The organism is Robbsia andropogonis, from assembly GCF_000970345.1.
Classification (GTDB): Bacteria; Pseudomonadota; Gammaproteobacteria; order Burkholderiales; family Burkholderiaceae; genus Robbsia; species Robbsia andropogonis.
The window spans coordinates 60053-75033 of the sequence record NZ_LAQU01000018.1 but is presented as its reverse complement, the minus strand read 5'-3'; the positions used below and the strand labels follow the sequence as shown (position 1 = coordinate 75033).

Here is a 14981-nt window from a genome sequence, read left to right as displayed (position 1 = left end):
GACCTTTAGCACCGAGTAAAACCATCTTGCGCTTCGTCGCCATGCTGGCAGGCCTGACTGCCCTTCTATTCTCGATCGGGGCATACGCCGTATCGGGGTCATCCGACGCGACGCTTGCGCGGGGCGACAAAGCCTTGGCGGCAAAACAATACGATGTCGCCTATAAGGAGTACGCCCACCTTGCATCGCATAACGGCCTGGCGCAATTCGATCTGGGTTTGATAGAACGCAATGGCTGGGGGCGCCCCGCGGATCCTGTAAAAGCCTGCAACTGGTTCGAACAAGCTGCTCACAACAAAGTGCCGGCGGCGGAACAGTTTCTCGGTGATTGCTATGCACAAGGCATTGATCGTCCCGTCGACGGCAACGCCGCCGTTCAGTGGTACATGAAGGCCGCTGATGCCGGCGTGTTCTACGCTTTGTGTGACGCCGGCGAACTTTATTTGTCGGGGGACATCGTCCCAAAAGACGCGCAGCAGGGGTTGGCCTTATGTGCCCGAGCCGCGCAATTGGGATCGACGCCCGCCATGCGGCGCGTTGCCGATGCCTATCGGGAGGGCAAGTCCGTACCGCAGAACCTGTCGGCCGCACGCTATTGGTACGGACAGGCAGCGGAGCGGCATGACGTGGAAGCACAGTACCGGCTCGGCGTGATGTTAAGTCAGGGGGACGGCGGCGATGTCAATTTGCCGCAAGCACTTGGTTGGCTTGAAATAGCCGCTTCGGAGGGCTATGCCCCGGCCTATTTGCCCGTTGCCGTGCTCTATGCCAACAGTGCGGTCGACCCCAAGACAGGTGCCTTGCCACCGGATGTCCTTGCAAAGATTTATATGTGGAATAGCGCGGCGCAAGCGACGAACCACAATCCGGAAGAGCGCGCGACGATGGACCGTATCGAGCAGTTGACGCTATCCGTCATGCCCGCACAGTGGCGCCCCGATCTCGATCGTCGGGTCAAGGCTTATCTGGCGCAGCATGGTGAATCACCATCCCATCAATAGGATTGCCATGCGCACGCAAGCGACGACAACCTGCGAGCGTGCGTGGCACGGCTCACCCCTCATTCTCGAAAACGGGCGTCAGTAACGTGCGCGTGAAGCGCCGTGTACCGCGACCATATCGCTTTTAGCTCTCTTCACGAAACCTTTTGTCATCATGCGCCACGCTTCCGTGAACCACATTTACCGCCTGGTGTGGAGTCAGGTTCATCAAACCTGGATCGCCGTGTCAGAAAGAGCGCGGGGGCGTGGCAAGACTGCCAGCCCCAAACTGCTCGGGGCCACGTTGCTCGCTGTCGCGCACACAGCGCTGGGCGCACCCACAGGGGGCGCAATCACTGCCGGTAGCGGAAGCATCAGCCAGTCGGGCACCACCACCACGGTAAACCAGTCCAGCGCGAATCTCTCCGTCAATTGGCAGACGTTCAATACAACGAGTCAGGAGACGGTCAATTTTGTGCAACCTTCGGCGAGCGCGATCGCGGTCAACCGCATCGCGGATACGAATCCGACGCAATTCCTCGGCCATCTGAACGCCAATGGCCAGATCTACCTGATCAATCCCAATGGCATCGTGTTCGGTGCGGGTGCACAGATCAACGTCGGCGGCCTGGTCGCCTCGACACTCGATACCAGCGATACGGGCTTAAGCGGGGCAGCACGTAATTTCACCGGCACGGGCACCGGTAGCATCATCAATCAGGGCAGCATCACGACTGCCAACGGAGGCTTTGTCGCCTTCATCGGCAAGACGGTCAGCAACCAGGGCAATATCGTTGCACCCAGCGGTGCCGTCGGCCTGACTGCAGGTAATGACGTAACGTTGTCGTTCGCCGGAAACAGCATGGTCGGTGTGCAGGTCAACCAAAGCACGCTCGATAGCCTCGCTGAAAACGGCGGATTGATCCAAGCCGATGGCGGTGCGGTCTGGTTGTCCGCCGGGGCGAAAGACGCCGTGCTCGCGAGCGTGGTCAACAATACGGGCATCATCCAGGCCAGAAGCGTCCAGAACGTCAACGGCACGATCGTGCTCGACGCCGGGGGTGCCGGGACCAGCACCAACAGTGGGACGCTTGATGCATCCGGCAAGAACAGTGGCGAAACCGGTGGCACCGTCGACGTTCTAGGCAATACGGTCAACGCGACAGGCACCAGCAGCATCGACGTCTCGGGTGACGCGGGCGGCGGCACGGCACTTGTGGGAGGCAATTTTCATGGCACCGGTACCGAGCACAATGCCACCACGACGAACGTGGACGCCGGCGCGACGATCAACGCCGATGCCCTGACAACGGGCAATGGCGGTAACGTGGCGGTATGGTCGGATAAGACCACGACGTTCAACGGTAGTATCAGCGCGCGCGGTGGCGCGAACGCCGGCGACGGCGGCCAAGTGGAAACATCGGGCGAGACGCTGCATGTCGGCACTGCCGCGGCGGTGAACACTTCGGCGGCGCACGGCAACACCGGCGATTGGCTACTGGACCCGGCTGACATCACGATCGGCAATATAAGCTTCTGGAGCACCCAGGCAGGGGCACCGTCGATTGACGTGGATTCGGTTGCGCTCACCAACGCGCTCAATACCAGCAGCGTCACGATCAAAACCACCCAGTCATCCGTGAGCTGCACAAACGCGACCTGCGGTTCCGGTAGTGGCAGCAATGGCGATATCATCCTGCTGGATGCCATTGGCACGCAGACCGACAGCAACGGGCAGTACGTCAACTGGAACACCGGAAATACCACGTTAACGCTAAGCGCTTATCGCAATATCCATTTCAAGTCGGACAACGCGACCGGTCAAGCGGGCTTTATCGATATCAGCAGCAACGCCCAAGGCAAACTCGTCTTGCAAGCGGACAACGCTGCAACCGGCACTGGAACGATCATTTTCGACCAGGTCAACGCCAATGGGATCGGCTTGGATAATACGCCGGTCTCGGGCGCGGTCAAGATTTACTATACCTCCGCGAACTACACGGCGATCGACTTCACGCCCTACTTGTTCAGCCCCAACAGTGTCGATCTTTCGCCATATGTCACGGGCTATATGAGCGTGAACGTCGGCGCAACGGTCGCGTCCAAGACCTATGACGGCACGACGAGCGCGACGGTATCCGTCTCCGCCCCGTCAACGTTGCCCAGCGGTGTACAAGTCAATAAGGACAGCGCGACCGGCACTTTTTCCAGCGCCAGCGCCGGCACGGGGAAAGCCGTCACACTGAGCAATGTCACGTTCAGCAACAACGACACAACCATCACCGTCAATGGCTACAGCTACTATCTGAATGGGCTGACGAGCCAGACCGGCACGATAACACCGAAAGCTCTGTCCATCTCTGGCCTGACCGCGAACAATAAAACCTACGATGGAACGACCACCGCAACCTTGAGCGGGACCGCCGGTATCGCAAGCGGTGGCATCGTGGGCAGTGATAACGTCACGTTGTCCGGAACGGCCAGCGGCAGTTTCTCGAGCGCCAATGCCGGCCTGCAAACGGTGACGGTAGGTGGCTACTCTCTGCAGGGAACCGCCGCAAGCAACTACACGCTGAGTAGCACGACGTCACTCTCGGCCACAATCGAAAAGGCCACGCTGACCGTCAGTGGAACAAAAACGTATGACGGTACGACATCGGTCAGCGGCAGCGTGCTGACCGCGCAGGGCGTCAACGGCGAGACATTTACGATAACCGGTAGTGGCGATGCTTCAAATCTCGCGAGCAAGAACGTCCAGTCGAACGGTACCCTGGCCACCCTCACCGGACTCTCGTTGGGCACGGGCAGCAGCGGCGCGTTGAGCAGCAACTACACCGCCCTGTCCACGACGAATAGCGCGATCTCGGTAACGCCTAAAACGCTGACGGTGACCGGCATTACCGCTGCCAACAAGGTGTACGACGCCACCGCAAACGCTGTCTTGAACTCAAGCGGCGTCACGCTGTCCGGTCTCGTGGCGGGCGACAGCCTTACGCTTGCCGGAGCCGGTAGCGGCACCTTCGCGGACAAGAACGTTGGCACCAACAAGAGCGTGACGGTGTCTGGCTACACCGCATCCGGCACCGACGCCGGTAATTACACCCTGGTGATGCCGAGCAATGTCACGGCCTCGATCAGTAAGGCAGACCTGACCGTTTCTGGCGTCAGCGCGCAAAACAAAACGTATGACGGCACGACCGGCGCGACGCTGGCCGGGACCGCTGCGGTCTCGGCGCTTGGAAGCGATGTCGTGACGGTCTCCGGCACCGGTACCGGCACCTTCGCAAGCAAGAATGCGGGAACGAACGCCGTGACAGTGAGCGGCTACAGCTTGAGCGGCACCGATGCCGGCAATTACAACCTCGTCTCACCGACGGGTCTGACTGCCACGATCAATAAGGCGAATCTGGCCTTGTCGGGCATCTCGGCATCGGACAAGACGTACGACGGGACCACGACAGCGACGTTGACAGGATCGGCGGCGGTAAGCGCGATCGGCGCCGACGTCGTGTCCGTGACCGGCACGGGCATCGGTACGTTCGCGACAAAGGATGTTGGGGTCAATAAGACGGTAACGGTGAACGGCTACACGCTCACCGGCGCGGATGCAGGCAATTACAACCTCATCGTGCCCGGCAATCTCACCGCGCAGGTGACCAAGGCGGCGCTGTATATCACGGGCGTAACGGCATCCGACAAGACCTATGACGGCGGCACGAGTGCCAGCTTGACCGGCACGGCGACCGTCGCCGCGATAGGGGCGGATCAAGTATCCGTTACCGGTACTGGCACGGGGACATTCGCCACTAAAGACGCGGGGACAAACAAGAACGTCACGGTGACGGGCTATTCCCTCAGCGGTCAGGACGCAAACAATTACGACGTGGTGCAACCCACTTCGCTGACCGCCACGATCAACAAGGCGGATCTGACCCTGAGCGGCATATCCGCATCCAACAAGACCTACGACGGGACGACGTCCGCCACGCTAAACGGCACGGCGGCGGTTACGGCCTTGCAAGGTGACACCGTCTCGCTAGCCGGCACCGGGATCGGCACGTTCGTCGACAAGAACGCGGGCACCAGCAAGTCCGTCACGGTAAGCGGCTACACGCTGAGTGGCACCGATGCGAATAACTACACCCTTGTCGAACCCACCAATGTCACCGCGTCGATCGCCAAGGCCGACCTGACGCTGGGCGGCGTCTCTGCGTCTAACAAAACGTATGACGGCACGACATCCGCGACCTTGACGGGCACGGCATCAGTCACCGCCTTGCAAGGTGACACCGTGGGCGTAGGCGGCACCGGTGTGGGTACGTTCGCCGACAAAAACGTCGGCACAAGCAAGTCCATCACCCTGAGCGGCTATACGCTAAGCGGCACCGATGCGGGCAATTACAATCTGGTCGAACCGACCAACGTCACCGCGTCGATCTCGAAAGCCGACCTGAGTATTTCCGGGATATCGGCCGCGACTAAGACCTACGATGGCACGACGGCGGCCACGTTGACGGGCGCGGCGACGGTAAGCGCGCTACAAGGCGATACCGTTTCTCTGTCTGGCACCGGCACAGGTGTGTTTGCCGACAAGAACGCAGGGACGAACAAGCAAGTGACCATCAGCGGCTACACGTTGAGCGGCGTGGATGCAGGCAACTACACCCTGGTCGTACCGAGCAACGTGACAGCCTCGATCAACAAAGCCGACTTGTCCATCTCAGGCCTGTCCGCGTCCAGCAAGACGTATGACGGCACGACCACGGCAACGCTGACCGGGATCGCCTCTATCAGCGCCATCGGCAGCGATGTCGTTTCCTTGAACGGCACCGGCGCCGGTGCCTTTGCGGACAAGAATGTCGCCGTGAATAAAGCGGTTAGCGTCTCGGGATACACGCTGAGCGGCGCCGACGCGGCGAACTACCAACTCGTGACCCCCGCCAGTCTCGTCGCAAGCATCACACCCGCAACCCTGACGGTCAGCGGCATCACAGCCAACAACAAGGTCTACGATGGATCGAGCGCGGCAACGACCAATACATCGGGTGCGACCTTGGCTGGACTGATCGGCTCGGATAACGTGACTCTCAATTCGGCAGGCAGCTTCCTCGATGCCAATGTCGGAAATGGCAAGACCGTCAATCTGGTCAATACGATCGCAGGCGACGATGCTCGTAATTATCTGCTGACTGGCGAGACCACGACGTTTGCGAACATCTCGCCACTGCCAGTCGCAACACCGGCACCCGCCGCCACCGCTTCCGCAACGTCCCCTCAAGTCCAGCAGGCGCAGACAGCGGTCACACAGGTGCAATCGGCGATGCAACCACCGCAGGCGGCAACGCAACCGCAATCGCTTACCCTGTCTTCGACGATCGTCGTGCAGCAAACGAATGGTTCAGCGCAAGGCGGCACGGATGAAGCGGGCGCATCGAATGGCGGCGCAAATACGTCATCGCGCGAGAACACGGCATCGCGCTTCATCAATACGAGCGGCAGCTTCGGTTCGCCGGCGCCCACCTTGCAAATTCAAAATGGTGGCATGCGCTTGCCCGCGCTGGTCTCCAGCGCTACGGAATAATGCATCGATATACATTTAGCCGTTCAACACGATAGCGCGCGCCCGCTCGCGGGTGCGCATGCAGCTAACCGCACGCCAGCACATGCACTTGATGACCCGTTTTCTTTTCCATGCGAAAGGCCGTGATTGCGGCACTCGCACTTGCTTCGTTCGATACGCGTGCGGATACCCTGCCCGGTCCCGTCGCCGCGCCCGATTCCGGGGCGTTTCTTCAACAGCTGCAACCCCAGGTTCCACCCGCCCCCGCGGCGAATCGACCCACGTTGCAAGTAGAACCGAACAGCACCGCCAATCCGCCTGCCTCGCAACCCATTGCCGTCAAGCTGATCCGTATTACGGGCAACACCGCATTTTCGACCGACACCCTCCACGCCATTGTGGCCGACCAGGAAGGGCAAAGTCTGACGTTACCGCAGTTAGACGCAGTCGCGGGACGAATCACCGCTTTCTATCAGCAGCGCGGCTATGCTCTCGCGCGCGCGATCATTCCCCCGCAGTCGATAACGGATGGCGTGGTGCACATCCAGGTGCTCGAAGCGCGCTACGGAGAGATTCACCTGCAGAACAGCAGCAAGGTCAACAGTCGCCTCATCAATGCCACGCTCTCACGATTGCATTCGGGCGACCCGATAGCGGATGCGCCGATGAATCGCACGCTTCTCTTGCTATCCGATATTCCGGGGGTAGGCGTCCACGCACTGCTCAAGCCAGGAAGCGCGGTTGGAAGCGCGGATCTCGACGTCGACACCACGACCACGCCCATGACTTTCGCGAACGTGTCGCTCGATAACTACGGCAACCGTTATGTAGGTCGGGCGCGTTTGTCGGGGAACGTCAATATCGTCAATCCACTGCATCATGGTGACATTCTCAGCGCAAACGTCGTCACGACGGGCAGTGAGATGAACTACGGCCGCCTCGCCTACGATACGCTACTCAATGGTCTTGGAACACGCTTCGGCGGCAGCTATTCCTATCTGCGCTACAAGCTCGGCGATAACGCCAAGGCGCTCGATGCACATGGCACGGCGATGGTCGCGAGCCTGTGGGCCAAGCAACCGTTGCTGCGAAGCCGGGAAGCGAACATCTATGCCCAGTTGGAATTTGACGAAAAGCGGCTGCGCGACCGGATCGACGTCAGTGATCTGCGCACGGATCGTCACCTTGGAAACTGGGTGTTGAGCTTGAATGGCGATACGCGAGATACGCTATTCGTGGGGGGCATCAATGCCTGGAGCATTGCGTGGACGAATGGACGAAACACCTTCGACGACGACGCCGCCCGCGCATCCGATGCATCCACGGCACGCACCACGGGTGGCTATTCGAAATGGAATCTCAACTTTTCGCGCCTGCAGGGTCTGACGTCTCGCGACTCGCTGTATGTCAACGTCGCGATGCAATGGGCCGACACCAATCTCGATTCGGCCGAGAAGATGTCCGTGGGCGGTCCCTACTCCGTTCGCGCCTATGATATCGGCGCCATTTCAGGCGACACAGGCTATCTCGCGACCGTGGAATTAAGGCATGACCTTGGCGGATGGATTTCAGGGCAATGGCAAGTCCTGGCATTTGCCGACAACGCCTTTGTCAAGGTCAACCGTCATCCCTGGAGCAATGGCATCAACAGTGCCACCCTCACGGGCACCGGCGTGGGTTTGAACTGGACGGGTCCGGCACTGTGGCGCGCCACCCTGTCTCTCGCCAAGCGCGTTGGCAATACGTCCACGCTCGTATCATCGCCAGCATCCGTAAGGGCCTGGCTCATGGTCAGTAAAGCCTTTTGAGATGCGATTCACTCGCTCGAGACAACTAATAACCATTCGCGATATCGTTTTTGGGAAATGTCATAAAGCTTGAGATTTCCACGGTTAAGATGCGCATTGGCACTGCTTTGCAAGGCCAATATCGATCGCCCTACGTGATCTTGGTATCACCACGCCTTGAGTCGAGATGCCGCCATTTGAACAAACGCCTGTCACGGTTTGCTTGCTCGATAGCGGCTTGCTCCATGGCAGCGATCTGGTTCGACACGTTGTCGCGGGAGTCGATCTGACACGGGACGTCCCGTCCGATGACTGGGCGTCAAGCACCAATGCACACGGATCGCACGTGGCGGAAACGGTGTTGACCGAATGCCCGGAAGCACGGCTGGCAGTGGTGCGTATCATTGACAATAACGGTTGGCTAGGCACGCAGGAAAGGATCAATGCGGGTTTTGCCTGGGTCCTTGAACGGCTGGATCAGTTCGGACCCGTCGTGGTATGCGCCGCATTCGGAGACCTATTTCATCACCGTAGCGATGCAAGCTTACGGGACACGCCTCTGTGTCGCACGATTCAATCGCTACGGGACGCAGACGTGCTGACCGTCACGGCAGCAGGAAACATGTATCCGCGTTTCCGCCGCGCACAACCACAAGGCATGGCCTGGCCGGCAATTCTGCGCGAAACCATCAGCGTTGGCGCATTGTCCATCGCGCAGACAACAAACAGCCTGACGTTCGACCCGTTCAGTCAGCGCTTGCACGCGTCTTGTGGCACGGATTGCGCCACGACGCTTTTTGCATTGCCGGGCCCACCTGGGGATTCGAGCGGCGCCGCCGCGCGCGTTGCCGGCCGTCTTGCTTATCTCCTGCAGACGAGCGCCGATAAGACCGACGCCGTTCGCTCGGACGTCTTACTCGCCACCCTGTTGGGCGAAACGCGACGGCTGCAAGACAGCTTGACCGGGCTTACGTGGCCTGCATTATGAACAAACGTTTTAAAGCGATGTGAGGCATCTCCAATAAAACGTCCTCTAGCGAAACTTCTTTTTATTCTTAGTTTACCAAAATAAAATCAGAAGACCTTACCACTACCAAAGCACATCCGGGGAAAACGATGACCGACGCGCTGAAATTTGAAAGAGTCGAAGACACGACCAATAATATTCTGAAAGATTTTGATATCGTCGCGTCGTTAACGATCAAAAGCATCAACGCGCAACTGAAAAATGCATGGAAACAATGGCATCACCGAACCGATGATGTAGCCGATGTCACGCGACATCTCATCAAGGAAAACGAGGATGGTGATCCTGACCTTGATATTCGCTACACCCTGGACATGCGGCTAGGCGCGCCCGCGATTGCCGTCGATCCCAAAAGTGTATCGCCCCACGAGGTGTTGGTCACATTCGACATAGCGCAAGGCAAGGTTACAAAAGCGGTCGGCAAGCGCACTGCGTGTCTGGACCTCTCACGCCAAGCGTTCACGTTGAAGGCCGCGCTGGTACAAAACCACGTCACGCCAGAAGCACTGTACAAAATCGATGCCAAGACTGCTGCGAAAGTCGCCGCCCTTAGCGGCGCGCAAGGTAGCGGTGCTTTCACGATCGAATGTCTGTTTCTCAACCTCAGCAACATCAATGTGGTAACGGGCTTCGAGATGCCCACGCTGACGACGAATGAGCGCGCGCAACGGTTATCCCATGCAGGGTATGCGGAAAAGTTCCTGGCACGACCCGATAATCTGACCGCACTTGGCAAAGAACTCCAGGATCAATTCGCGCTTTTCATGCGGGACTTCTTCGCGGAAAGCGAGACGCCGGACGGCGAGCAATCACCTCGGTTTCTTTTGAATACGACAATGCGACCGCGGGCGCCCCGCGCCGAACCCAGTCTTGTCATCAACGATACCCGCTTTAAAGTCACTCCCGCTTTGGTAGGCGGCGCTTCCGCCGGGCCTGCTTCGTTGGACTACCTCTGTACGGTGGTTGACGGGCAGGCGATGCCAGCGGACGGAGTGCCATTGGCAAAGGCGCTCGGCGGCATGGCAAGCTGGCTCACGCCATCGCGCGTTGATGCATCAGAGGCCAGCGTAGCGGGCATGATGGTATTGCGCGGTGGACAGGTGGCCAGACTCGTCTCCGACATCTTCCAGCGCGTATTGCCGACCTTACACGAAAGTATGGAGAAAGCGAACGCGGATGCCGAGCGCGCACTGGGCCGCAAGGTTCTGCACCCGGAGACCGAATACCCCTATCCCGAATATCAGTTACTAGCGACAGAGACCATCTCACTCGATGCCAATACCAATCAGATAAGCATCAGATCGCGCGACGCTCAAAATACATATCGATGGAAAGGCGAGGAGGATGGAAACGAAGTCGACTTCGTACTGAAGAAGCAGTTGTCGCTGACCCTTTCGCCGGTGCGACACGAAGGTTACCGCGTCGACGGTCTATACCAGATCGACCTGAATCGCACACGTAGTGTTCTATTTGGCGCCACCGAGGCCTCCGCGACAAACCGCGTCCCCATTTCCGGTCAGATCATATTCGAAGCCAATACCAGTGTTACGAAGGGTTGCACCATCCAGCCCAGGATCGCGCTGACGATTGGCGACCCCGTTCTCTCATCGAGCGCGTCCAGCAGTAACTTCCTGGTTGGCGTCTTTAACCATGAAGCCTGGGACCAATCGCAAGCCACCGGTTTCTCGAAGGACATCGGCAACGCGATCAAGCGAATGCTGGAAGAGGTTTTCAAGAAGCTCGATTTGCATCTGAAAGATTTCGCCATTATTCCTCCCGGCGACGAGGCGTTCGGCTTCGGTCGGCCACGGATGGGTCTTCAGGGTGATCTTTATCTGGATCTGACCTACCGCCAGTCGCTTCGCGTAGACGACGTTCCCGCGTCGGCCGTTCCGCGCGCCAATGCCAAGCAGGCTACGTCACGCCGCGCAGCAGAGGCCTTCACCTATGATGCGTCCCACTCGGCGATTGCTACTGCGTTGCATCATTCACCCGCCTCGGCCGACGCAAAGGGGCATTCCGCCGCTAACGAAAACAGCGCCAAACGCTTTTCAACAAAAGACATCGACGGAAAGCCCGTTTCCTTCACGGTAGACAGCCAACTGCTCGACTACCTCGAACCTGCCCGCACCTTCGGTGCCGCCGATTTGTTGGAAGCCAATACATCGAGCCACTATCAACCGACCATCATCGCAATCCCTGATCATCGTCCTTCCACGCTCGCGCCGATGCTCCTCACCACCGGGAGTCAGCAGAAACTGCAACTGGTGCGCCGCGTCGGTAACGGCTTGTCGGATTTACCGGCTAATTTTGAGACAGTCGATTTATCAGCGGGATTCGCCGATATCGCCACCGGCAAGGTCCGCGCGTTCGCGGCGGCCTGGACGGCAGACGACAAGGTGACGCTGGCCGTTGCCGTGGACGCACCGTCGCCTTCCAACGACGCCGGCAATGGGCCCAGCCAGATACTGATCGCTTACGACGTGAGCACCGCGGCAGACGATTGGTCGACATTACCGTGGATCAATTATGGCGCGCGCGGCGCGATCCGAATCGACGCCATGCGCGTGCTTCGAGAAGCGGACGGCACGTGGATGACACTGATGTCGGGCAGTGCCGGCGTGCTCGCCAACGCCTATGTATTGCGCCAAGACCGTGCGGCATCATTTCAATCCGACGGCATGGTCTACAGTACGCCAATCGACTTCCCGGACATCGTGGATTTCCAAGTGGGCGCGGTGAACGGTGCACCCACCCTTCATGTACTCGGGACAAATCACGCCGGCGAGCGGGTTGTGGTAAGCCGGGAGATTCCTTCACTGGACCAGGAAGGCATCCCCGTCCCTACGCCATTCGTGACATTGCACAGTCCGGCCGATGCGAATGTGCTGGCGACGGGAACGGATCGTCCTCAGCACGGTGCCGACCTCTTTATCGGTGGGAAAGGCGTCAAGCGTCTGCGCGCCGGGGAATTTGCAAGGCAGGAAGAGGCGGTGTATGAAGAGGTGATGGCACAAACCGCTACAAGCGGAATCGAACGCCTGGTAGTCGCGGAAGCAGTCGATGGCGCCATGACGGTATGGGCACTCGATAACGATGGCCGCTTGTTGATGAGCAATTGTCCAGCACCGGCGTCCGGCCACCCAGAAACAGGGCGCTGGAGCGCGCCGATTACGTTACGCCGCGGCGTACACGAAATCGCCGCCGTGCCGGGCGATACCTTTTTGAGTGCTTCGGTGCTCGTCATTTACGACAAGGGGCATGCCAGTTCCTTGGTGCGCGATGCGCAGGGCATCTGGCAGGATGAACCCATCACCGTGGCCGATGCGGGTGCGGCAACTCGGCTACTGACGTTTCAAACCGTCGTCTCCCTGGAAAATGCGAAAGGCAATCCGGCATCAGGATGCGTCCAATTGGCGGCCTCGGTGCCGACGACGGTCGTGCTGAATGGGCACAGTCACTTTATCTACCCAGGCAGCGATGCCGTCATCGATATACCGTATGACGGAAAGATCACGATCAGCAATCGTGCACTATCGTTTAGTCCGGCAACCTATCGGCTCAAGGTCGACAACTGGTCCGAAGCGATCGACATCAATCCAGCGGCGCGTCTCTATCAACGATTCGATACCCTCACGGCCGATGAACTCCGGAACGCGAAGCGGGCCGACGGTCAGCCGCTTCTTGATGAAGCGACGCGCGCAACTGGGAAGTCCGGTACCTTGGACGCACTGGTGAAATCACTGAAACAGGCAGCGACCCTTGTGCGCAGCAAGCCGGGGGGTAGCAACGGTGTCTGGTGCGTGCCGGTGAACAGCTATGCTTCCTCGGCGGTCCTGGCGGATACGCTCCCTGATGATTACAGTTGGGGACTGGCCTCTGACGGTAACGGTGATCTCCAAGCGATGGACCATCAAGATGCCGCGATACTTGGCGCGGCGGCACACATGTCGTCCGGCGAGATCGCGTTACTGGACCGTGAATGGTCCTTATCGGACGTCTGGGAGTCGATCGCGAGCGCTGCCGGACAAGCGGTCCGCTTCGTCATACGCAAGGTAGCCGACGTCGTCGAATTCGTCTGCGAGATCGCGGGCAAGGTTGGCCGTTTCATCCTGAGCACACTCGAGGAGATCGGCTCGTTTTTCAAATGGTTATGGAGCACGATCAAGACCGCCGCCGAAGATGTATGGAATTTCTTGAAGTTCCTATTCAGTTGGGATGACATCGTCGCCGTGCGGGACAGCATGAAACGCCATGCCGAAGATCAACTGGCCTATCTGAAAACCAATGTACTAAAACTGAAACCAATCGTTGCCAGTCTGTTCGACAGCGCAATTGCAAAGGTACAGGAAACAAATCGGAATTATGGATTCCCGCAGTCAAATCCACCCGTGGCGGATACAGCGATAGAGGATGCTTGCAAGGGCGGCAGTGACAATAAAGACGGCACGGTCAACAGCGGGCCTGGATCATGGATCATGGAGCAGTTCAACAATCTGGCGAATGGACTGATTCGTATCGATATGGACGAGACAGGTGACGTGGGCGGCACCTTGCTTCGTTCCTTCCACGACGGGTTGAATGCTTTATCGAACGTCTCGAGCAACATTGCCGCCGCCGTCAAGACCATCTTTCCAGACGGCCGTCCGTCAATCGGCGACATTAGCTTGGAGACGTTAAAGCGCCTGGTGATGGCGGTAGGACTCAACATTGCGGAAGGTGCATTGCAATTTGGCAAAGCCTTGTCTTTTACGTTGATCGAGGGGTTGGCCGCGTTGATAGATGCGTTCAAGGCCCTCATGTTCGCCCGCATCAGTTCGCCTTTGCTTGAGAAACTGTGGGAACTTATTGCTGGCGAGAAAGTCGATCTGTCTTTCTCGATCATCGACTTCGTACTGCTTCCGCCTGCCTTGCTCACAACGCTTGCTTTCAAGCTCGCCTACCCTAAGGAAGATCTACAAGCGGTGGCGGCGGTCAAGTTGCCGGTAGGAGACGCCGTTGCGGTGCAGTCCAGCAAGACATTCTCAATGGCCAGCATGCTCATCTCGGTCGGCACGACATTTTTGAGCTTCACACTGTTGAGCATCAGCGCCATTGCAGCGACCGATCCCGCACCGCAGCTCTCCCTGGAGAGTGACTGGAAGAAGAAGGCAGGGTGGACGCTTGGCTTCTTGTCGCACCTCTTTTCCGGTGGCAATATCGTGGCGTCATTGGTGAACAGTACGAAGGCGGCATGGGCAGGCATCTTGGAAGGGGTAGGTTGGTTGATGAGCCTGCTGCACCAAGGCGTGAAATACGTCATCGCCATACCTCCCGCACTGGGAGAAATCGGCAACATGCTCTTTCAGGCTTTACGCAAGGGCATCGTCCTTTTCGAACTTGTCGTGACAGGTGTCGGATGCCTGCTCAAGACCATCGCGATGGCGATCGACGATAAGAAACGTTACGATCCTTTATATATAGCGCAGTTCTACTGCAATACGGGGTCCAAGATGTTGAGTTGCTTTGCGCTGTTGGCACCGGAATTGAACACAAAGCTCTTCCTTTGCGGGGGCGCTTTCGTTGCCGCCAGTGCAGGCTTACTATCTGGACTGTTCAACCAGCTCCTTTGAGCTCAAGCATCCGCC

General features: G+C 58.6%; 5 protein-coding genes. All 5 read left to right on the top strand.

Features of this window, described 5'->3' with window-relative positions; genetic code table 11:
- Positions 1-26 precede the first annotated feature (26 nt).
- The 5 genes from WM40_RS16695 to WM40_RS30925 all read left to right on the top strand — a co-directional run bounded on the left by WM40_RS16695 (position 27) and on the right by WM40_RS30925 (position 14966).
- Complete coding sequence (locus WM40_RS16695) at positions 27-1001, top strand: tetratricopeptide repeat protein (RefSeq protein ID WP_236693559.1); 975 nt, start codon at positions 27-29, stop codon at positions 999-1001.
- Positions 1002-1155: 154 nt separating this feature from the next.
- Positions 1156-6561, top strand: a complete 5406-nt coding sequence (locus WM40_RS16690) for a YDG domain-containing protein (RefSeq protein WP_046153420.1) — start codon at positions 1156-1158, stop codon at positions 6559-6561.
- 122 nt (positions 6562-6683) lie between these two features.
- Positions 6684-8348 (top strand): ShlB/FhaC/HecB family hemolysin secretion/activation protein, encoded by a 1665-nt coding sequence (locus WM40_RS16685; RefSeq protein WP_236693558.1) that lies wholly within the window; start codon positions 6684-6686, stop codon positions 8346-8348.
- Positions 8349-8514: 166 nt separating this feature from the next.
- Positions 8515-9315, top strand: a complete 801-nt coding sequence (locus WM40_RS16680) for a S8 family serine peptidase (protein WP_046153418.1) — start codon at positions 8515-8517, stop codon at positions 9313-9315.
- Between the two features lie 128 nt (positions 9316-9443).
- Complete coding sequence (locus tag WM40_RS30925; protein ID WP_176026039.1) at positions 9444-14966, top strand: hypothetical protein; 5523 nt, start codon at positions 9444-9446, stop codon at positions 14964-14966.
- Positions 14967-14981: the final 15 nt, after the last annotated feature.

Bases quoted from the DNA above. Each gene is read 5' to 3' on its own strand.
- WM40_RS30925 (WP_176026039.1), top strand. From the start codon at position 9,444: ATGACCGACGCGCTGAAATTTGAAAGAGTCGAAGACACGACCAATAAT.
- WM40_RS16690 (WP_046153420.1), top strand. From the start codon at position 1,156: ATGCGCCACGCTTCCGTGAACCACATTTACCGCCTGGTGTGGAGTCAG.
- WM40_RS16680 (WP_046153418.1), top strand. From the start codon at position 8,515: ATGCCGCCATTTGAACAAACGCCTGTCACGGTTTGCTTGCTCGATAGC.